At 47.1% G+C, this 21,015-nt stretch carries 20 protein-coding genes and 1 tRNA gene; 18 read left to right on the top strand and 3 right to left on the bottom strand.

The window, feature by feature from the left end:
* Positions 1 to 14: 14 nt before the first annotated feature.
* The gene (locus ACTRXF_RS13810) at positions 15 to 1,670 is read right to left on the bottom strand and encodes an alpha-keto acid decarboxylase family protein (RefSeq protein ID WP_474279536.1); all 1,656 of its coding nucleotides are present in this window, start codon (positions 1,668 to 1,670) and stop codon (positions 15 to 17) included.
* Between the two features lie 110 nt (positions 1,671 to 1,780).
* Positions 1,781 to 2,521 carry a type I methionyl aminopeptidase gene (gene map, locus ACTRXF_RS13805; protein ID WP_474279534.1) on the bottom strand — a complete coding sequence of 247 codons (741 nt, stop codon included), beginning with the start codon at positions 2,519 to 2,521 and terminating at the stop codon, positions 1,781 to 1,783.
* Between the two features lie 258 nt (positions 2,522 to 2,779).
* On the opposite strand from map, the gene ACTRXF_RS13800 reads away from it, so the two are divergent.
* From ACTRXF_RS13800 to ACTRXF_RS13730, 15 genes are all read left to right on the top strand, one after another.
* Positions 2,780 to 3,607, top strand: a complete 828-nt coding sequence (locus ACTRXF_RS13800) for a hypothetical protein (protein ID WP_474279532.1) — start codon at positions 2,780 to 2,782, stop codon at positions 3,605 to 3,607.
* 150 nt (positions 3,608 to 3,757) lie between these two features.
* Positions 3,758 to 5,779 (top strand): thioredoxin domain-containing protein, encoded by a 2,022-nt coding sequence (locus ACTRXF_RS13795; protein ID WP_474279531.1) that lies wholly within the window; start codon positions 3,758 to 3,760, stop codon positions 5,777 to 5,779.
* On the top strand, positions 5,776 to 6,375 hold the full coding sequence (locus ACTRXF_RS13790) for a hypothetical protein (protein WP_474279529.1): 600 nt from the start codon (positions 5,776 to 5,778) through the stop codon (positions 6,373 to 6,375). The genes ACTRXF_RS13795 and ACTRXF_RS13790 overlap by 4 nt, the downstream gene beginning before the upstream one ends.
* An 80-nt stretch (positions 6,376 to 6,455) precedes the next feature.
* On the top strand, positions 6,456 to 7,193 hold the full coding sequence (locus tag ACTRXF_RS13785) for a TSUP family transporter (protein ID WP_474279527.1): 738 nt from the start codon (positions 6,456 to 6,458) through the stop codon (positions 7,191 to 7,193).
* A 27-nt stretch (positions 7,194 to 7,220) separates the two neighbouring features.
* On the top strand, positions 7,221 to 7,790 hold the full coding sequence (locus ACTRXF_RS13780) for a TetR/AcrR family transcriptional regulator (RefSeq protein ID WP_474279525.1): 570 nt from the start codon (positions 7,221 to 7,223) through the stop codon (positions 7,788 to 7,790).
* Between the two features lie 83 nt (positions 7,791 to 7,873).
* Positions 7,874 to 10,951, top strand: coding sequence for an efflux RND transporter permease subunit (locus ACTRXF_RS13775; RefSeq protein WP_474279523.1), 3,078 nt, complete (start codon positions 7,874 to 7,876; stop codon positions 10,949 to 10,951).
* Positions 10,952 to 10,956: 5 nt separating this feature from the next.
* Positions 10,957 to 11,439 carry a DUF6884 domain-containing protein gene (locus ACTRXF_RS13770; protein WP_474279521.1) on the top strand — a complete coding sequence of 161 codons (483 nt, stop codon included), beginning with the start codon at positions 10,957 to 10,959 and terminating at the stop codon, positions 11,437 to 11,439.
* Entirely contained in the window at positions 11,436 to 12,131 is a 696-nt protein-coding gene (locus ACTRXF_RS13765) for a M50 family metallopeptidase (protein ID WP_474262693.1), read from the top strand. The genes ACTRXF_RS13770 and ACTRXF_RS13765 overlap by 4 nt, the downstream gene beginning before the upstream one ends.
* A gap of 156 nt (positions 12,132 to 12,287) precedes the next feature.
* A complete protein-coding gene (locus ACTRXF_RS13760) occupies positions 12,288 to 13,595 on the top strand; it encodes an ArgE/DapE family deacylase (protein WP_474279519.1) in 1,308 nt (435 codons plus the stop codon).
* Entirely contained in the window at positions 13,595 to 14,149 is a 555-nt protein-coding gene (locus ACTRXF_RS13755; RefSeq protein WP_474279517.1) for a cysteine hydrolase family protein, read from the top strand. The genes ACTRXF_RS13760 and ACTRXF_RS13755 overlap by 1 nt, the downstream gene beginning before the upstream one ends.
* A 14-nt stretch (positions 14,150 to 14,163) precedes the next feature.
* Positions 14,164 to 15,420, top strand: a complete 1,257-nt coding sequence (locus ACTRXF_RS13750; RefSeq protein WP_474279515.1) for a Glu/Leu/Phe/Val family dehydrogenase — start codon at positions 14,164 to 14,166, stop codon at positions 15,418 to 15,420.
* Between the two features lie 117 nt (positions 15,421 to 15,537).
* Positions 15,538 to 16,005 carry a hypothetical protein gene (locus ACTRXF_RS13745; RefSeq protein WP_462866859.1) on the top strand — a complete coding sequence of 156 codons (468 nt, stop codon included), beginning with the start codon at positions 15,538 to 15,540 and terminating at the stop codon, positions 16,003 to 16,005.
* A 147-nt stretch (positions 16,006 to 16,152) separates the two neighbouring features.
* A tRNA-Arg gene (locus tag ACTRXF_RS13740) sits at positions 16,153 to 16,227 on the top strand.
* Positions 16,228 to 16,490: 263 nt separating this feature from the next.
* Positions 16,491 to 16,649, top strand: a complete 159-nt coding sequence (locus ACTRXF_RS13735; RefSeq protein ID WP_474279513.1) for a hypothetical protein — start codon at positions 16,491 to 16,493, stop codon at positions 16,647 to 16,649.
* Between the two features lie 615 nt (positions 16,650 to 17,264).
* Positions 17,265 to 17,828 carry a hypothetical protein gene (locus ACTRXF_RS13730; RefSeq protein ID WP_474279510.1) on the top strand — a complete coding sequence of 188 codons (564 nt, stop codon included), beginning with the start codon at positions 17,265 to 17,267 and terminating at the stop codon, positions 17,826 to 17,828.
* Positions 17,829 to 18,793: 965 nt separating this feature from the next.
* On the opposite strand, the gene ACTRXF_RS13725 is transcribed toward ACTRXF_RS13730, so the two are convergent.
* Positions 18,794 to 19,138, bottom strand: a complete 345-nt coding sequence (locus ACTRXF_RS13725) for a hypothetical protein (RefSeq protein WP_474279508.1) — start codon at positions 19,136 to 19,138, stop codon at positions 18,794 to 18,796.
* 477 nt (positions 19,139 to 19,615) lie between these two features.
* Between ACTRXF_RS13725 and ACTRXF_RS13720 the strand changes: the two genes are divergently transcribed.
* The 3 genes from ACTRXF_RS13720 to ACTRXF_RS13710 all read left to right on the top strand — a co-directional run bounded on the left by ACTRXF_RS13720 (position 19,616) and on the right by ACTRXF_RS13710 (position 20,994).
* Positions 19,616 to 19,975, top strand: coding sequence for a hypothetical protein (locus ACTRXF_RS13720; RefSeq protein WP_474279506.1), 360 nt, complete (start codon positions 19,616 to 19,618; stop codon positions 19,973 to 19,975).
* An 8-nt stretch (positions 19,976 to 19,983) separates the two neighbouring features.
* Positions 19,984 to 20,394, top strand: coding sequence for a hypothetical protein (locus ACTRXF_RS13715; RefSeq protein WP_474279504.1), 411 nt, complete (start codon positions 19,984 to 19,986; stop codon positions 20,392 to 20,394).
* Positions 20,395 to 20,826: 432 nt separating this feature from the next.
* Positions 20,827 to 20,994 carry a hypothetical protein gene (locus ACTRXF_RS13710; RefSeq protein ID WP_474279502.1) on the top strand — a complete coding sequence of 56 codons (168 nt, stop codon included), beginning with the start codon at positions 20,827 to 20,829 and terminating at the stop codon, positions 20,992 to 20,994.
* Positions 20,995 to 21,015 lie beyond the last annotated feature (21 nt).

Raw genomic sequence — 21,015 nt, 5'->3', positions numbered from 1 at the left:
CTTTTACGTATTTGCTATGAACCGCCGCCTTCGGCAAATTCACGAAGCCGCTTCAAGTGGATCGGGGCGTCCATCTGGTCATCAACGTTCATTTCAATAAAATGAAGTGTATCCTTCTGATCGGTCCGTGTGACAGCCTCCTCGAAGTCAGCAGAGGTGGAGACGCTTATCGTTTCAGCATCGGGGTAAAAGCTTTTCACAAGCTGCACGTAGTCCCAGCGCGGAATGTCATTGTAGCGGGCGTGTGTATTTTCTGTATTCAAATAACGTTCTACAGTGTAGCCGTCATTGTTTAAAAAGAAAATCACCGGCTTAAGATTCTGCTCGGCCATCGCGCTCAGCTCCTGGGCGGTCAGCTGGAACGAGCCGTCCCCGATAAATAAAAGCACGCGCCGCTCCGGAGCGGCAAGCTGGGCACCGAAAGCTGCCGGCAGGGCGTACCCGATGCTCTGCCACGATCCCTGGGAAATAAACAGCGTATTCTCAGGCAGACGTACATGCGGCAGACCGTAGGAAAAGGTGCCGGTTTCAACGACAACAATATCCTCGGGCCGCAGCATTTTTTGAATAACTGGATAGTACGTTTCCGCCAGCAGTCGTTCAGAATAATGTTCGGAAGGAAAATCGTAGAAGGACGGAAAATACCCTGGTTTTTCAAATGTACGGCACTCCATGAATGTGAGGGCATCAATCACTTCTTCGACAGCGGTATTGTAACGGGCTTTGTTCTGAACGGAAATGTGTTGCGGCTGAATGTCAATCCGCTTCTCCACTGGGAGATCGGCGGTGAATTTCGCCATGTTAAAGTCGGATTCAAGCAGGCCGGCAGTAATAATTAGATCGGCGCTTTCTACGTAATCACGCACCTGCTGGCTGCCAAAGGCACCGCCGTATATGCCGATGTACAGCGGGTGCTGCTCATTAAATCCGCTTTTTCCCTGCATCATTTGGGCTGTTGGAATATTTAAGTGCTCCGCCAGCTGTAAAATCATGTTCTCCATATGGTAGCGGGATGTAAAAATATCCACAAGCAGCACTGCGTTCTCTGCGTGATCGATCGTCTCCTTCATCAGCTGGGCGGTCTCCTGCACGACCAGCTCATCGCTTGTATAAGAGAGCTCCTGCTGCACTCCCGGCATTTCAATGGAAGTGGCTGCTACGTCCTGAGGGACGTCAATATAGACTGGCTTTCGTTCACGGACAGCGGAAGCGATAGCTTTCGGGATTTCTGCGGTGGCGTTTTCAGCAGTGATTTTCACTGCGTAGCACGTGATTTCCTGTTGCATACGCAGAAATACCGAGTAGTCGCCGTCCATCAGGGTATGATGGGCTTTAACACCATTTTCCTGCATGGAAGAGGCAGGGGATCCGACAATTTGAATTAAAGGGATATGTTCACTGTAGGCGCCGGCGACAGCGTTGGAAGCGCTCAATTCCCCAACACCAAACGTGGTGATCAGGGCACTGAGCCCTTTTACGTGCGCATATCCATCAGCGGCGTAGCCGGCATTCAACTCATTCCGGTTATCGACAAAACGTATGCCGCTGTAAGTTTCGAGTTCATCCAGCAGAGCGAAATTATAGTCGCCCGGTACGCCGAATATTTCTGTAATGCCTTCTTTTTCAAGGCAGTCGTATAAAAAGGAACTGACTGTTTGTTTTGCTGCCATAATGTACCTCCTGAACTGGATAATAGTAGCCTGTTCCCGTATCAGCGGGAATTTAGACATAAACCAGGAGGGGAATTGCCCGCAGCAGTTAATAAAGAAGAACTGCGCTTTTACAATGTAGTAATAACCGGTCCGTCCTTAGTAAGAATAATTGTATGCTCGTATTGAGCCACATAGCTGTCATCAGTCAAAAGGGTCCATCCATCGTCAGACTGGAAAACCTCCTCTTCAGATGTAGAGATAAAGGGCTCAAGGGCAATGACGGTACCGTCCTTAAAAATTTCATCGTCCCAGCGGGAAAAGTAGCTGAAAATATGCTCCGGCGGCTCATGAATTGAGCGTCCAATACCGTGGCCGGTAAGATTTTTGATGACAGTCAATCCGTGCTTTTTAGCTACATTGTGTACTGCCTTTCCGAGAGTACTTTTTTTCGATCCTGGCTTTGCCTTCTCCAGGCCGGCATCAAAAGCTTCTTTCGCAGCGTCGCAAATTTTTTGTAAAGCTGGTTCAGCATTACCGACCACAAAGGAAACCCCGGTATCGGCGAAATAACCATTCTTCGAGCCTGAAACGTCGATATTGACGAGATCTCCTTCCTGAATGACCCGCTCGCCCGGAATTCCGTGCGCCACTTCTTCATTGATGCTGATGCACGTCTGACCAGGGAAATCGTACACTCCCTTTGGAGCAGATTGAGCTCCTGATTGTTCAAAAAGCTCTTCTGCAATATCGTCGAGTTCCTTTGTGGTAATACCCGGTTCAGCTGCCTGAACTAATTTATCGCGAATCGCTCCACATATTTCACCAATTTCCTGTAATCCCTGAAAATCTTCTTCCGTTTTTGCAATCATTGTGTATCCTCACTTTTTAAGCATTTTATGATGAACATTTCATATAGATTCTATCATAAAAAAATTTAAGGGGAAGCAGCCTGAACGATGAAAAAATCTTCATTATGATAGTGGTACCAAAATTTGAATAGCAGCCAGGCTGTTGCTCATTTAAAAATGACGAACCATTATGGTAATGTTGAACACAATTACCAGACATTAGAGTGATGAAAATGTTCATGCAAGTATTTGAAGGATAGTACAAAGGAGTTTCATTATATGAATAAGCAATTAATTATGGTTGGCCTTTCATCGTTATTAGCATTATCCGCCTGCGGTGCACCGGATGAAACCGGCAGCGGTTCAAGTGAAGAATCCGCAAGGGAAGCTCAGGGATCTTCAGATGATTCTTCCAGCAATAACGAAGAGGAGACACTGGCATCAAGTTCTCAAGAAACGTCTGAACGTTATGAACAGCTACACGAAACGATGACAATGTTTAGTCTTCCCGAAAAGGGCCGCATAAGTAATGAGGAAGCAGAATTAAGGTTTGGGGAAATTCTGCGGCCTGAAGACGATTATGAAGATGTAATTGTTTATGATAATTCGATGATTTTTTATAAAGATACAAAAGAAACATATACTTATTCCTGGATTAATTACGATACATTATCGCAGGAAGACAAGCCTGAGCCGTATGGTACGCAAGCATTAGGGGCATTAAAATATAGAGTGAATCATGAAATGGCGTTTTATCCTTCAATATTTGAAGAAAACGCAGGAAGACCGTTGAAAGGTTTAGATGAATATGAAGGAGAGAAAAAATCCCTTATCGAATCAGGAGCACTTGAAGAAAAAGCAGAAGAAGGAGATAACCTGACGGGCTACGAGGCTATTGAAGAAGGTTCACGTAATTCTTTAAGTGGACTTTATCAGCTTGAACCTTACGTTGAACAATTCGACGCCGTACACGATTGGATGACGGAAACGATCTATTACTTTGAAGAAGCGAGATCGTATGACGAAGACGAATGGAAAGAAGCGTATAAGTATTACAAAAAAGGTGTCGATAATATCGACGAAATGGAAAAAGCAATAAACGAATAGCCTGTTATGTCCTTCCTTCTCGATTCGGAAGATACGCCGTATATTGATTACTTCGCTATTACAGTGGGGACCATATCAGATAACCATGTGGTCATTGTTTGGGCGGCTTCTTTTTCGTGAATAAATACTAGTAAGAAAGGACGTGATTGGTTGAATCGTCTACAATACGAAAAATCGCCCTATCTCCAGCAGCATAAAAACAACCCGGTGGACTGGTATCCATGGGGCACGGAGGCTTTTGAGAAAGCAGAGGAAGAAAATAAACCGTTAATGGTATCCATTGGCTACTCGACCTGTCACTGGTGCCATGTAATGGAACAGGAGAGCTTCGAAAACGCGGAAGTGGCAGCGGTCTTAAATGAAAAGTTTGTACCGGTAAAGGTAGACCGGGAGGAGCGCCCGGATGTGGATGCCATCTACATGTCAGCATGCCAGGCCATGAACGGGCACGGAGGCTGGCCGCTGAATGTTTTCATTACACCGGATCAGAAGCCTTTTTATGCAGCCACCTATATACCAAGAAATCAAATGGGCAGCATGCCCGGAATTATGGACGTCCTGAGCCAGCTTTCAGATATTTACCGGGACGACCCTGAGCGTGTGGCACAGGTGGGGAATGATATTTCCAAAGCGCTAAAGCCGCGGGCTGTGGAAACGAGGCAGCTGAACATTAACAATGTGCATACAGCGTTTCGCGCCTTTACGCAGCAGTTTGATTCCTCGAACGGCGGATTTGGGTCCGCCCCGAAATTTCCAAGCCCGCATATCGTTATGTATCTGCTGCATTATTATCATCAGTTTGAAAGCGAGGGGGCGCTGTACATGGCCATCTCCACACTTGATGCGATGGCGTCGGGAGGCATCAGAGACCATATTGGCGGCGGGTTTTCCCGTTACGCGACAGATGAAGCGTGGCTTGTGCCCCATTTTGAAAAAATGCTGTACGACAACGCGCTGCTTCTGATGGCTTATACGGAGGCCTACCAGCTGACAGGTCAGACGAGGTATAAGGAAGTGGTGGAGGAAATCATCAAATATGTCCATCGGGATCTCACCCATGAAGAAGGAGCGTTTTTCTGCGGAGAAGATGCTGACAGCGAAGGGGAAGAGGGCAAATTTTACGTCTGGACCCCGGAGGAGATTGAAAACGTGCTTGGAAAAGAGCGGGGCGAACAGTTTGCGATTGAGTACGGTATCGACCCGGCCGGAAACTTTGAAGGGAAAAGCATCCCCAACCGGATCAGCCGTCCGACTGCCGGCTGGAGTGACGCCGAACGTCAGGAGGCGCTGCAGGCCTTATACGAACACCGGGAAAAGCGTGTGCGTCCGTTCCGGGATGAAAAAATACTTACGTCCTGGAATGGCTGGATGATAGCCTCTATGGCTAAAGCTGGACGGGTTTTCCAGGAGGAAACATGGACAAGGTTCGCTGAACAGGCGTACCGTTTTATTGAAACCCGGCTTCAGGATCAAAACGGACGGTTCAAAGCCCGCTGGAAGGATGGCGACGTGCAGTACGATGCATACGTGGATGATTATGCCAATATGATATGGGCGAGTACAGAGCTTTACGCTTCGACGTGGAAGCCGGAATATATTGAGAAAGCGTCCGCCTGGGCAGAAACGATGATTGATTACTACTACGATCAGGAAAACGGTGGGTTCTTTCTGACCGCATCCGACGGGGAATCACTTCTTTTCCGGCCGAAGGAAGCTTTTGACGGAGCCGCGCCTTCCGGAAACAGTGTAGCTGCAGTACAGCTGATGAGACTGGCCCGTCTTGCCGGCAATATGGAATTTGAACGAACAGCCGAAAAAACATGGGAAGCTTTTTCGGCTTCGATCGAACAGGCGCCAACTGCCTTTGGACATCTCATGCAGGGGCTGGTGCTTTTTCACGGAGACAGAAAAGAAGTAGTTATACGACCTGCGCAGGATGACGAGGCGTTTCGGGTGAAAACATATATCCAGCGCGCGTTTCATCCGGAAGTGACAAGCGTGGTCGCCGAAGAAAATACTGATCTCAGCCGGGCGGCTCCGTTTGCAGAGAATTACCCCGTGCAGGAAGGAAAGACAACTATTTATGTCTGCAGGGACTTTTCCTGCCATGCGCCTGTACACAGTACAGAAAGCATGAAATATTTATTCGGTGTCAGGCAGGACGAACAATGACCATTATTACGGTGGAAGCAGAAAACAATGTGTGGATTCCGGATCTGTCCGAACGGCTTAAGCGTTATTTCCCCGAGGCAAAGCTGATCGGGCGTCTTGCAGAAATTCCTGAGGAGCCGTGGGAGTGGATCGAGGCCGAACGACAGCGGAACCGGGAGGCAAAGCAGTGGGAAGAAGAAGGCGTACCGGTCATCGTGGAAGGAGACGTGCTGGCGCCGTTTATGAAAGCCTGGATGCACTATTTCCGCAAGCCCTGGCCTGAGCTTTATGAGCTCGATGATTATTACCGCAAGCGTCTGCAGGACTTTCGGCTTCATCTGTCGCAGCGGTATGTTTTTATCCAGCAGGAGGAAAAGAAAAAGTGGCGCTGGCCGAAGCGGAAGTCTCCGCTCGAAGAAGAGAAGGAAGCCAAATACCGTTACTACAACGGAATGAAGTCGCATACACCGGAGCTGATCGATCTGGTGGCATATGACTGGCTCGGAACGTATCCTGAATACCTTGAACAGCACTGGCCGGCAGAACATCCCAAACGGGAGTGGCTGATGCATCTGTATGAGTTTATGATTTATTTTGCAGCGAATCAGCGGGCGTGACAAAAGTCGCTCCCGTTTTTTCTATCTTTGTTTAAAGCGTGATACAATAGCGTAAGTATGCAATGAAGGGTTCTGACAACATGAGTGCCATTGGGGAATTTGTTTTAATCGCAGTAATTATTTTTACCGGAAGCTTTATTCAGGGCGTCAGCGGCTTTGGCTTCGGACTGTTCGTGATGAGCTTTGTGCCGTTTTTCTTTACGCTGCAGTTCAGCTCACTCCTCGTTATTTCTCTGTCGGTTATCACTGCACTGAGCATTATAGGCAAGGTGTATAAGCACATTCAGTGGGCGCAGCTCGGATATTTGCTGGCAGCTACTGCAGCAGGAAGGTTTGCAGCTTTTTTTATTCTACATAACTTTGGGGAAATGGACACTTTGAAAAAAGTACTCGGCCTTGTGCTTCTCGGCATGGTTGTGTATACCTTTGCCCAAAAGCCGGAGAAAAAGCTGCGGCCGGTGCCGAAAATGGTTCCACTGGCACTTGGTTTTTGCGGTGGGCTGGTAGGAGGCGTTTTTGGCGTTGGCGGTCCTTTTTTCGTCGTTTATTTTTTATTAACAACAGCTAACAAATATCATTACACAGCGAACCTGCAGATTACATTTCTAATCGGAAGTCTTTTAACGGTCTTTGCTCACGCGGGTGCCGGCGACTTTTCGAGGGAGCTGCTGCTTTATATTCCTATAGGAATCGTATGCGTGCTGCTTGGCACAAGAATTGGCATCCGATATTTCGAAAAGCTTCCGCAAAAGCACATTCGTACGCTCACGGCCGTCATTATTGGAATAGCAGGCCTCAATATGCTGTTTTTTGCTTAAAACTAAAATGGAAAGGAGGACTCCCTGATGCCGAGGCAGCGAACCATTGACCGCAGAACGCTTTTTCAGGAAACGGAAAGGCTAATCATGGATGAAGGCTACCACTCGTTTCATTTCAAAGCCCTGTCGGAGCGTCTTGGGGTGGCAAGAAGCACCATTTACAACTATTATGCTAAAAAAGAAGAATTGGTGACGGCCTATATGCTCGACAAGCTGGAGCAGGTATTTTCCCAGCTCGATGAAGCCGACCGGCAGACGGACTTTTCAATGCGGATGAAGGCCTATATCCGGGTGTGGGTGCAGCAGGCATCAGTTCATCAGGCATTTGACATTTTTCCGGTGATGGACCATCATGCTTCGGCCCAGGTGGAAATAAACGTAGAGCAGCTCCAGCAGTACCTGGGTCAACTTGGGAGCCGGGCTTATACACTGATCGAAGCCGGGAAAAGGGAGGGAGCCATCCGCGGGGACCTTCCGACGCATGGCATCACACGGATGCTGATGGTGGCAGTGCAGGCCCCGGATCCGTCCCTCAGTGAGGAGGAATGGGTGGAGACGATATATAATATTTTCTTAAACGGCATTAAGCGGCCGTAAATAATTTTTAAATTTAAATGACACTAGTGTCATTTTCGTTCAAAACAAAGTATACTGGGGGTAATGATACTGGGGGGAGAAATGTGAAAAAAATAATTGCAAAACCAAAACTGATTTTATTATTTATTGTGATGCTCATCATTGTCGGCACCCTGTCTTTTTTTCAGCTGCCGCAAAAGGAAATTCCATCAACAAATCCACCGGTGGGCCAGGTAACAACGGTTTACCCCGGAGCCTCGGCAGAAGAAGTGGAAACGACGGTTACGAACCAGCTTGAAGAAGAGCTTGATAATGAATCGTCCACAGCGTCGATTTCTTCAGTATCTTCACCCGGGCTGTCGTCAATTACTGTAGAGCTTGATGAGAGCACGGAAAATCCGGAGCAGGTGTGGAACAGTCTCGAGCAGAAGCTGTCGCAGGTGAGCACCTCGTTTCCGGATGACGCAGAAGAGCCGTCCATCAACAGTGAGCTGAGTCAGCAGGGGCTCGCTATTTACCAGCTGACAGTAGATGAGGAGGCAGTTCCGGAGGCGGTACAGCTGATTGAGAACTGGGAGCAGCGGTTCACCGGAATACCTGATATCGACAGCCTGGAAATCACTGGAGATGTGGAACGTGAACTGCAGATCCGTCTCGACAGTGAAGCGCTGGAGGAGGAAGGATTGCAGTCCGGCCAGGTGATCGGGGCGCTCTCTTCTGCCTCGGAAGTCATTCCACCCGGGGAGTGGCAGCAGGACGGGGAATTGTATCAGGTAGAGCTTGAAGCACTTGAAAACGTAGAGGACTGGGAAAACATTGAAATAAGTCCGGGCCAGCAGAGTGATGGGGAAAATGCCTTGCTTGGCGATGTTGCAGCAGTGGAAAACACATACGCTCCGACCGAGGAGCAGGTGGAGTATAATCAGCAGTCGGCCCTGTCGGTAACATTCTTTCTCGCGGAAAACGCGAGCGTGCCGCAGGCCCAAAGCAGTTTAGATGACGTAATAGCGGATTTTGAACAGCGGCTGCCTGAAGGAATGGAGCTCACCCAGCTCTATACGCAGGGCGACGTCGTGGAGGATTTGTTTTCAAGCCTTGCCATCTCATTTGTGGTGGCATTTGTGTCGGTATTGATTGTCTGCTCTATCGGTCTGCGAATCCGTACCGCGCTGTCGGTAGCCATATCGATCCCGGCGGCACTTGCGATCGGAATGATCCCTCTTCCATTTACCGATGTCGGCCTGAATCAAATTTCTTTAATTGCTTTTATTATTTCACTCGGGATTCTTGTGGATGATGCGATTGTCGTGAATGATAATATTGACCGCCGACTCCGGATGGGAGACAGTCCGATTGACGCAGCCAGTAACGGGGTGCGGGAAGTACTTGTCTCGGTTATCGTGTCGACGCTCGCTGTTGTCTTCACCTTTTTTCCGCTTTTATTCCTTCCAGGCGCGGCGGGTTCATTTATCCGTCCGCTCCCTGTGGTGCTGATTACGGTATTGCTTTCGTCCACGCTTCTTGCGATCTTTTTTATCCCTATTTACCGGGGTATTGTAGAGAAGAGAAGAAAAAAGAAGGACAAGCGGACGTCGCCGGGATTTCTGGGTGCATTTCTTGACCGCTCAGCGAGATGGTACAGCAAACGTGTGCTGACACGTGTCGTGAAGCGGCCGGTTATTGTTTCGCTTGCCGGACTGATACTGGGGACCTCGGCATTTGCGCTTGTTCCTTACACGCCGCTCGAGTTTTTCCCGGATACGGAGCGGGAGGAAGTATTTATCGAAGCCTCTGTACCAGAAAACACCCCGCTTGAAGAAACGGAGGCCGAGGCGGAGGAAGTGAGCAGCTGGCTGCAGGAACAGGAAGGAGTAACGTCGGTATCTTCATATGCAGGAACGGAAATCCCTACCGTATTTTCAGGGGGATCGGGAAGCGGTGCCGCCGGACCAAATGATATGAACTTTCTCGTATACGTAAACCCTGAAGAAATTCCGGCAAGGGAAGGAAGCGAAATATGGCCGGGAGAGATTCGGAACACCTTTGAAAACGTTGAAGCCCAGGGGTCGATTGTTGAATCGGGTCCTCCGGTGGGAGCCCCAATTGCCGTTGAGCTCTCTGGTGAAGAAACGGATGAACTGTTTTCTGCAGCGGCGGAGGTGGAAGCGCTGTTTGCAGAAACAGAAGGTGTTGACTTAGCGGTTTCGAACGCCAATCAGAATGTAAACCAGTGGCGATTTGAGCAGGACAGGGAAGCCCTGGAAGGTACAGGTGTAACCAACGAAACCATAAGCACAGAGCTCCGCCTGCTCGGGGAAGGAGTGCCGTTTGGCCAGTGGAATGCAGATAATGAAGTCATACCAGTTCAAGTAATGTACGATAATGGGGAGCAGGTAACAAACAGTGACCTGGATCAAATCGTTGTGGCCAGAGACGAGGGCGGAGAAGCAGTTACTTTAAATGACCTGGGACGTGGTGTAGAGGAAACGACGACTTCCGCTATCCCGCACGAAAATACGGAACGGACCATTACGGTCCGTGCTTATCCGGGAGATGCTTCCGAGGACGAGATTTTAGCGGCAGCCGGGGATTCTCTTGACTCACTTGAAAATGAATACGGAGGTGTCAGTGTCCAGGTAGGTGGAGAAACGTCCGAACGAAACGATGTATTTATTGATATTGGACAGATATTCATTGTCGTGGTGTTCCTGCTGCTCATATTGTTTGCACTGCAGTTCTACTCGCCGCGTATTCCGTTTATCGTTTTGAGTGCAGTGTATGTAGCAATTGCGGGGGTCATTCTCGGTTTGTTCCTGACACAGACAGGACTCGGATTCATGTCGATGATGGGGGCAGTCAGTCTTGCCGGTATCGTCGTACGGAATGCGGTCGTTATGATAGAATTTATGGAACAGCGCATACGAAGCGGTGAGTCCGTGCGGACAGCCGTTGTGGCAGCCGGAGAAGAGCGTTTCCGGCCGATTCTGTTGACGAGCCTCACGTCTATCGCCGGTCTTCTGCCGATCGCTCTGGGGGATAATCCATTGTTTCAGCCACTCGGAACAGCAATTGTGACGGGTCTTGTCTTTTCGACAGTGCTGACGCTTTTATTGGTGCCGGCCCTCTATACCTGGAAAACGGAAAGCGACCACAAACGACGTGAGCGAAAATCAAGGAAATAAGGTGAATGGCATTGAAACAGCTCGCGATAATTCCCTGCGGGGCGAAAAAAGCCTGGGACACGGAGCCGGATCTTGGGCCTCTGCCTGTAAAGCACGTATACCAGAGTACGTTCCATCAGCTGTGCCGGGCTTACGCAGAGGCATTCGCTGATCAGTGGGCCGTGCTCTCAGGCAAGCACGGTTTTATGTACCCGCAGGAGCTTATTAACACAAATTACGATGTTACATTTGGAAAAAGACAGCAGGAGGAAATCTCCCGGGCTTTCTGCATACAGCAGTGGCAGGAAAAGCAGATGAATGAATACGACCGGTATGTAGTGCTGCTCGGCAAAAAATACGATCCGGTCATCACGAGGATACTGCCCATGGAGAGAACCGTTTTTCCGCTTCGGGAATACCGCGGGATGGGATACATGCAGCAGGCGTTAAAGCAGGCGGTAGCAAGTCATCGTCCGCTTCCCCTTCACGCCCGGGAAAAAAAGTCATGATGGAAACGATCCTGTTTTTTCTGACAGCAGCTGTCGTGTTAACGGCTCTTACGTACACACCAGTGCTTGGCACCTATTTATCGCTGTTTCAGACAATGGTGCACGAAAACGGACATGCCTTCATGGCGCTTGCCACCGGTGGGAAAGTGCGCTCGATCTCTTTATTTTATACGAGAGAGGGACTTGCTGAAACCGGTCATAAAGGGAGGCTTGGCCAGGCGCTTACAACGTTCGCCGGCTATCCGTTTGCAAGCGGGATGGCTCTTCTTTACAGCTGGGTATTCACCTCCGGCTGGTACAGCGGACTCATGATAGCCCTTGTAGGACTGCTCATCTGGAATACGCTTCTTTGGGTGCGTAATCCTGCCGGGATCGTCTGGGGACTGGCAGCTTCGGGTGGGGGTCTGTACCTGCTCATTGAAAATATGGTAATGCTTATGATGTGGATTATGTTCATGCTCGGCGTACTTCTGGTCATCCAGTCAGTCCGGTCGGCCTGGATCATTCTGCAGCGGAGTCTGCAGATGCCGGGGGACGCCGGAGATGCTACGGGGATGCACCGGGTGAGCCGCGTCCCTGCGCAGGTATGGGGCGTACTCTTTTTTACACTGGCGCTTGCAGCTGCCTGGTTTTCGGCAGGTTTTTGGCTGCAGTGGGACAGTTCCGTATTGATTCAGGGGGAAGGCGCTTAGTCGTTTCCCTTTTTTTATATGCAAAAACGGGTGGCGTCTACAGCCCGAAGCTGTTTTTATAATAACTAATACTTTCAAACCGGAAGCATACTTTGAAGTCAAAATGGGAAAAGTCGAAGAGAGTAAAAGAGTCTTTTTAGAAATGAGGGAAAGCGAGTGACAGAGACTATCAATCCCAGTCAAAAAGTATTAGCTTCAGTTGATAATCTGTGGGAAGAGGAAATAGAGTTTTTACAGACGATCGCACGATTTCCGAGTACGATCGAATATGAAGGATCCCTTCAATTATACTTAAAGAATTTTTTTCAGAACGAGCTGCAGATGGACGTAGAAACAGTGGATGTCGATGAAAAAGAAATCAGCTCTCTTCCGGGGTACTCCCCAAGCGAGTGGTCCTACGCAGGCCGGCCGGTAGTAGTGGCGAAAGCACCGCGCAGTTCCCGTAAGTCCGAAGGCAGCAGTTTGCTTTTCCAGGGCCATGTGGACGTTGTAAGTCCGGAGCCAAAGCACAAATGGAGCGTGGATCCATGGGGAGCGCAGCGTATTGGAGACCGCCTTTACGGACGCGGGGTGCTCGACATGAAAAGCGGTGTGGCGGCAATGATTTATGCCTATAAAGCCATACGGGATGCAGGCTACGAACCAGCAGCTGATTTTTCCATCAAAACGGTTATCGAGGAAGAAGCAACAGGCAATGGGACGCTCGCTGCAGCGAACGCCGGACATCTGGCAGATGCCGTTCTCATTCCGGAACCGTTCGGGCAGTGCCCATCCACCGCCCAGCTTGGAAGCCTCTGGCTCCGTATTCATATCGATACGAGCAGCAATCTGCAGTCGGATAAAAGCGGCGTCGGAGCGAATGCCATCGAAAAAGCACAAAGCGTGATTGAGGCTCTGCAGAGCTACCGGGAATACGTCAACCGGGATGAACAAAAGCCGCCGGAATTTGCCCATATGAAAGAGCCGATCGACGTGGAGGTAGGAACGATGCACAGCGGGGACTTTGCCTCCAATATTCCTGTAGAAGCGACACTTGAGGTTCGTTCTGCGGTTTACCCGGGGAAGGACCCGGCCGAAGGCAAACAGGATCTAATCGATTGGATTCTTGATAAAACAAAAGATGATGAGTGGCTTCGCGAGAATCCTCCGTCTTTTGAATCCTTTGGTTTTCATGCGGAGGGTATGGTGATGCCTGAGGATGACCCTCTGTTTGCCAAACTCGATGAAGCCCATGAACTGGTGACCGGAAAACAATGCGGCAGACAGGCGATTCCGGTAACGACAGATGCCCGGTATTACGGCCTTTATTATGATACGGCTGTTACATGCTACGGCCCATCAGGCGCAAAAATGCACGAACCGGATGAATGGGTGGACCTGGAAAGTGTAAAAAACGTAACGAAAGTGTACGCAGACTTTTTAATCCGCTGGTGCGGCATTTATAAAAAGGAAGGGGAAGGCTGATGAGCTATTCGCGTGCCCTTATTGTGATTGACTACACGATGGATTTTGTAGCGGAAGAAGGTGCACTTACCTGCGGGGAGCCGGGTCAGAAAATCGAAAACGCTATTTATCAATTAATTGAAACCTATCAGGCCGCGGATGATTTTGTCGTATTTGCCCTCGACCGTCACGAAGAAGGGGAGGAGTATCATCCGGAAACGAAGCTGTTTCCTCCCCATAATATAGCTGGAACGAAGGGAAGGGATCTGTATCGAAGCATTCAGAGTCTGTATGAATCTATACGACATCAGCCGAATGTTTGGCAGGTGGACAAAACAAGGTATAGTGCATTTGCAGGAACAAGCCTGGAACTGAAATTGAGAGAACGCGGCATTACCGAGCTTCACCTTGCCGGCGTCTGTACCGATATCTGTATTCTTCATACAGCAGTAGATGCCTATAATAAAGGCTTCGATATCGTCATCCATCAGGATGCTGTAGCAAGCTTTGACGAGGAAGGACATGAGTTTGCGCTAAAACACGCACAAAATATTTTAGGGGCGTCAGTCCAATAGAAAGGAAGAACAGCATGACCGGACAAAATAACCAGGGGCCGCTCGGTGTTGTGCATCAACAGATCGCTGAAGCCTCCCAGCTTATTCAATTGCCAAATACTGTAGAAACAATACTGAAATACCCGAAAAGAAAAGTGGAGGTCCAGTTCCCGGTGGAAATGGACGACGGCCACACCCAGATGTTTACCGGCTACCGGACGCAGCATAATGATGTGCTTGGTCCGGTGAAAGGCGGGCTCCGCTTTCACCCACAAACGGATGAAGAGGAAACGGAGGCGCTGGCCGCATGGATGACGTTTAAGTGCGCGCTTGTTCAGATTCCGCATGGCGGAGCAAAGGGAGGTGTCGTCTGTGATCCTTCCATGCTGAGTGACCGTGAGCTTCGCCAGGTCAGCAGAGGATACACAGAGGCCCTGTTTGACCTTCTGGGTCCCAATAAAGATGTGCCCGCCCCGGATGTGTATACGGATCCAAAGGTCATGAGCGTCATGATGGATACCTACTCCCGGATGGCAGGCGGTCACGAGCCCGGCGTTATCACCGGCAAGCCACCTCTTGTCGGCGGTTCAAAAGCAAGAGAATCAGCCACGGCCCGCGGCGCTGTATATATTATCGAAAAAATGCTTGAGCAGGAGAACAAACGTCCCGAAGACATACGCGTGGCCGTACAGGGTTTTGGCAACGCCGGACAGATCGCCGCGAGACTGCTGTACGATTTAGGATGTAAAATTGTGAGCGTCAGCGACTCCAAAGCCGCCCTGTATGATGAGGAGGGGCTTGATATTCCGAGAGCCCAGCAGGCAAAAGCAGGAAACAGCGGCCTGCAGGAATACGGAGAAAACTATCTGCTCGAAAATAACATGGACATTCTTTATACTGACGCTGATATTTTGATACCTGCTGCCATGGAAGGCGTTATTACAAAAGATAATGCAAACCGGATAAAAGCCCCGAAGATTATGGAGCTTGCAAACGGACCGACAACACCGGAAGCAGATCATATTTTAAAGGACCAGGGCCAGGCAGTATATCCGGATATTTTAGTGAATGCCGGTGGTGTTATCGTGTCGTATCTGGAATCCGTTCAGAACCATATGAACTACTATTGGTCTGAAGATGTAATTAATGAATGGATGAAGGAATTTATACTCGAAGCATACGAACAAACGGAAAAATCAGCCTACGAACACAAGACCACCAACAGAAACGGTGCAATGATTTTCGCGATGGACCGGCTGCAGGAAGCAATGGAGTACCGTGGCTGGATCTAAAAAATTAACAAATTCTGCATGAATCTATAGTCACAGGGGAGTCAACAAGATAAAATGCTAGTGTGAGCTTTTCCGGAAACGGGAAGAAAAACTGCTAAGAGTTCTAGGAGGGATTAGATGGATTGGTCAAAAGAATTTGATTTTCATAAAAACGATACGGAAGACAGTACAGCAGAAAAAATGAAACGAATCAGCAAATGTATTGATAAGCTCTGGGGAGATTTCGACGAAGTCTTAACGGAAATTGTGGAGCAGGGCGGGCTGGAAAAAGAAGATTACAGAAAACGGTTCAGGGATGAAACATTTACGATTGAACTTCTGGAGTCCGAGTTAAAAGGCTCTGTCAGCGGTCATTTTGATCGTAACATCGATGTCATGGTTGATTTGACACTGGATGAACCGAAAAAGAAATCGCTCAGCCAGGTCTTCCTTCCAAACGATAAACTGTATCTGATCGACACGCGCAGCAACCAATGGGTAATTGCCGAAGCCGGCAAAAAACCAAAAGACTGCACAAAGCTTGAGAAAAAGCATATCGAGCAGATATTCGCTCACATGCTCCGTGAGTATAGAGTAACGAAATAACAAAACAGAAGAAAGCATCCAACTTGACGGTTGGGTGCTTTCTTTCATCAGGTGCTTGTGAAAGGAAATCTTGACAATAAGCGCATTTCCACGTATTCTTACATTTGTCTTTGTTCACCGGAGCAAAGGTCATAGTTATACACATAAGCCCTAGTAGCTCAGGGGAAGAGCAACAGCCTCCTAAGCTGTAGGTCGCAGGTTCGAATCCTGCCTAGGGCGCCACTTTCACGATGTGCAAAGCAACGATTGGGGCAGGATTTTATTTGCGCCCTCGTTAAAAGCAAAAAACTTATTAAATTAATTGAATGTTATTCTTCGAGTGATATTTATGATACTCAACTCCTCTTTCTGTCGATATTTTGATAGATAGGGGTTTTTTTGTTATGCCCAAAAAACCGATTTATGACCGCAGGTATTTTGTGCCGGCTGGGGTGACGCCAGGTTAAACGGTAGGTCTATGGCGCAGGACCGAGGTAGCGTCTCGCATGGCATGCCTGGACTCAGAAGGGAAAGGCCTTGCCAACTCGTCTGCGGCATTGGAAGTTGTGGGGCGGGCAGTAAAAGGCGTGGCGTTTATGTGGCGTCACAAGCTTATTAAAGCGACGCTGAACGGTTATACGTTCGCTACTTCTTTCGCCGATTGATTGAGGAGAAACGCCGATAAGTGTACGCAAAAAGGACGCAAACGCATTGGTTCGAGGAAGATGCGGAAGTTTACGAGGCTTGATGTTGATTGACGATTTGACTGCTAAATGCTTCTCGTGCGTGATCTCCGAAACATTTTGATTGAGCGCTGATTCAACGGAAAACAACGAAAGGAAACGATGAACGAACGCAAATGTTTATGGAAGATTTTATGCAAGTGATGCGAAGTAGGAACGTTAACATAACCGGGGATTTGGTATGCATAAACGGAGGAAGTTATGGGAAATACGATCGTCCTCCATAACCCTTATTGTATCAGCGTCACAAATTTTCGGTTGTTTACATAATTAAACATCATCGACAGGCAATTTGTATAACGGTTAATATAATATATATGAAGAAATATCGAAGGTGGGCCGGTCATGCCGCGCAAAAAACTCCGGAGGGAAGTTGGACAGCCTTAGCAGCGGGTTTAGTGCACCATGTGCTCGAAATAGTTGCAAACATCCGGGATTTTAACGGCTGTCGTGTAAAGTGGGCGTAAAGTGATGATTTTGTTGAGGAAGAAGGGTTCTTGCTGTATAATATAGGAAAAAAAGGAAGTGCGTTGGTGTATGAATAATTGGCCGCCAATTAATACGAATAAATTCCTTGAAGATTTTACGGAGCGAAAGCGTAAGGTGTTCGAATTTACCTCGCCTAAGATGAATATGGCCGAAGAGTGGGCGAAAACAATAAACGTTAATAAACATATGACTGAAGCGATGGGCACAAAAAGGTTTGCACAAAAAATGACTGAAAACTTAGCGCAGACGATGCAGGAAATGAGCCGTTCCCCGATCGAAACATTGCGTCAAGCAATTGCGGAGCAAGAACAGCGGCAAAAGGAATTGCGCGAAAGTTTGTCGTCGCTATTGAATATGAAAATGGCCGAAATTGCGAACTATTTTACCACAACAGACATATCGCTAGATTTTCCGCAAGAAGAAGCTGAAAGCAGACGGATTAGGGATGCCTGGGCGAGCATTAACGAATGGTTTTTCGATGTTTGCAATTATACTTATACACTTTACTCCACGAAACCGACACTCGAGTTGCTTGTTAGTCTAAAGAGCGCGGTTACTTCGTTCGAGTTTCTTAAAAAATGGATCGATAAGCTTCTCGAATGGATTATGTAGCTGCTAATGTACAACTTCCCTGCAAAATCACCGTATCATAGGCGTTTATGACCAGTAAGCGACCGGGTTAGGTATTTCGGAGTCTAAAAGCCCACATAGCGCTTATTACACGCTCATAGAGGCATCCCTGCACAAGTCACCGCTAAATGCAAAATATTTCCTAAGTATGATACACTAGATGGAAATACCTGCGCAAAATGGTGGTGTTTCTCGAATGTATACGAAAGATCAGAAAACGCAAATCGAAACTCCTAACGGCAGACTTACGCAAGTGGACGCAGTAAATCGTAAAAGGCATTGGTGGGAATCTTTGATATGCTCCCCTTTAAGTAGACAGATGAAATAAATCATCTGTCTACTTAAAGGGGAGCATTTTTATGTTTCATCGATCTTATTCGACGAAGAAAAAATTAGAGGTCCTCCATGCATTCCATGAATGGACGGAAAGCAGGGCCAGTTTTTGTCGCTACTGGAAGATCAACGAAACAACGTTAATCTAATGGATGGATCGGTATCACCACCACGGAGTTGAAGCATTAACGGAGTCCAGGCAGTGGAAGAGGTATTCCCCGGGGACGCAAACGGGAAGTCGTGGAAACGTCCTTGACGGGCAGGTTATCCAGTCAGAATATTCTTCTTATCTACGGCATTTCGAGTAGATCCGTGCTTCAAAGGTGGATTATGCAGTGTCATGAAGGGACCCTATTTACAAAACGAGGAGGTTCCTCGATGACACACGCACGCTCCACCACCTTCTTTATCCCTGCATAGATGCGATTCCTGGCGGACTTACTTAAGCTGAGCCAACCAAATATTTTGGCAGCTCGCGACTCTGTTTATATCCGCTATAAGAATAGAGAGCCGTTCCCTGACATAACGAAAGCCCACCGGAGCTTGGCGGTGAACCAACAAAACTCGAAGAGCAGGCTTGCGGTGATTCAATTAACGTACGGGAGCGTGGTTGATTAGAACTCGGAAAGAGTAATAACAATGGCAGCAAGATCAGAATCCGCAAAGTCGACAACTGTTGTTCCCTCGATCTTGTACGATTTTCCATCTTTCACATCTTGTCCGTTCGCTTTTAGTGCGTTTTTAAGGCGTTCATCAATCTTATTATCTTCGCTGCGACGAAAGTCAATGTAATGATTCTCAAGAAAATCCACGTACGATTCTGCTTCTTCTACAGATTCAAATTTAGTATAAAATCCACTTACTATTTTTGTTCCTTCTACATGATCGGTACGTTTAAATACTCCTCTTCCTTCTTTAGAAATTTTGTTTAAAAAAGACTCGAAACTTGGCTCGCTCATTAATAAAACCTCCTTCAAAAATTAGTTTTAGATTAACATTACTTGAAATTATATTCAATTAATTAGAAATAAAACAAAATAAATGGAAAATATGTTTGAACAAACCACATAGCAACTCGAAAAGCGTCTATCACTACTAAAAGCGGAATTGATGCAGCCGAGCACGCATGAATCAAAAAGTAGCGACCACGGCAGCTTATAAGTGGAATTAGCTGCTATTTATACGGAGATCGAAAACCCAAAGCAGGGCGCGAAGGAGCGAGAACTCAGTCCGGATGCGGGAATAACTCTGGCAGAATTGCGAGAAAAGCGTGATGCCCTATATGCGAGCATAACAGAAACACCGAAAGAGGTGCCTTTAGGAGCAGCAACCCCCGTAAAACGTCTAGACCCTCGTACAGCTAGCTGCGTTTTTTGTACCTTAAAATAAGTGGTAAGTCATGCTAAATTAGTAGTAAATTGCTAAGGGGTTATGGCATGTTTACACAGAGAATCATAAATAGAATTTATAACGTTATGTATGAAGCAGGTCTTGAGGTGTTTGATTTTTCTTTCCTTAATCGTGATGAAGAATTTAAAATAATGTATAAAAGATACTCAGAATATTCTTATACAATTTTCAATTATGAAATTTATAATGGTGATGTAATGTTGGATGCAAATATTACTCCTGGTCCAAATTCATTAGTAAAAACCGATTCTGAAGAAAATTTAACTTTAGAAGAAGATAGTCTAGGAGAGAGTATATTAGGGTGGGTAGAAGACATTAAGGATGAAGAAAAAGCTAGAGTTGATAATGAAAAATTTATGAACAAAAAACTTTTTTCTCAAAAATAGAAGAAAAAATGCAGGATTATGATCTTGAAGACAGATATTTAAATAACGACGAGAAAGACAAAATTGATTCTGAAATTATTGAATTCATGCGTAATACAGAAAGTGCAATCAGCCAATTATATGTAGAAAATGAAATGAAAGAAAAAAGAATTCAAGAACTAGAAAAGTTTCTTAATGAACAAAAGAATAATAAAGAAATAATGACTATTGATCAATATATTCCAGATTCTTTCAAACGGATTGCTGCTTTTATCAATAAATATCCAGCAACAAGAAATGTTGCAATAGCTGCTTTGATGACAGTCACACCAGAAGCTTATCAATTTATTTTTCAAGATTTATCATCTATATATGCAGAAATTGACATAAGTGTAGATATGGAACAAATCCCGCAAAACGTTGATACTGCCGGCGAATAAGTCCGGCAACTTTACGCAATATGTACGTTCTTTATATGCTCACTCAGAATATAATTTGCGCATAGTTCAATATTTGCTTGTAATAGTGACAGGCCACATTATCTGACTACCTCGCAAGGAAAGTCGGTAGTAAGAGCGAACATATGCGGTAGTTGCGCGCAAATCACCAGAAAATAAACCTATGACACCCGCCATAAACGTAGGAATATAACGCCTCCTAAGCTGTAGGTCGCAGGTTCGAATCCTGCCTAGGGCGCCATAATATATAAGTTACCCCCGGGCCCAGGGCCCGGGGATTTGTTGTTCAACGGTCCGGTCTAAAAGTTGCCTTAGAGAAAATATGTGTCTATAAGCGAAAAAGGTTTGAAATGACCGAACGCATACATTAAAATTAAATTAAAGATTCTGACAAAAAGCGGGAAGGGAGCTAAAATGATTATTATTGTTTTATCCCTGATGTTGTTTGCCGTGCTTACGTATCTGTTTTACGGACTGTGGATTACGAGTGCAGATGCAAAAGAAAACAGGCAGCTTTGTTCCCTGCTGTACGGAAGCTCGCTGCTTGCGCTTGTACTATTAAATACATCCATGCTTTTGTAAAACTCCGCCCTGGCGGAGTTT

The organism is Marinococcus sp. LNHM3E3-2.2 (assembly GCF_056034385.1).
Note: the sequence above shows the minus strand (reverse complement) of the source record. Positions and strands in the feature narration are given on the sequence as shown.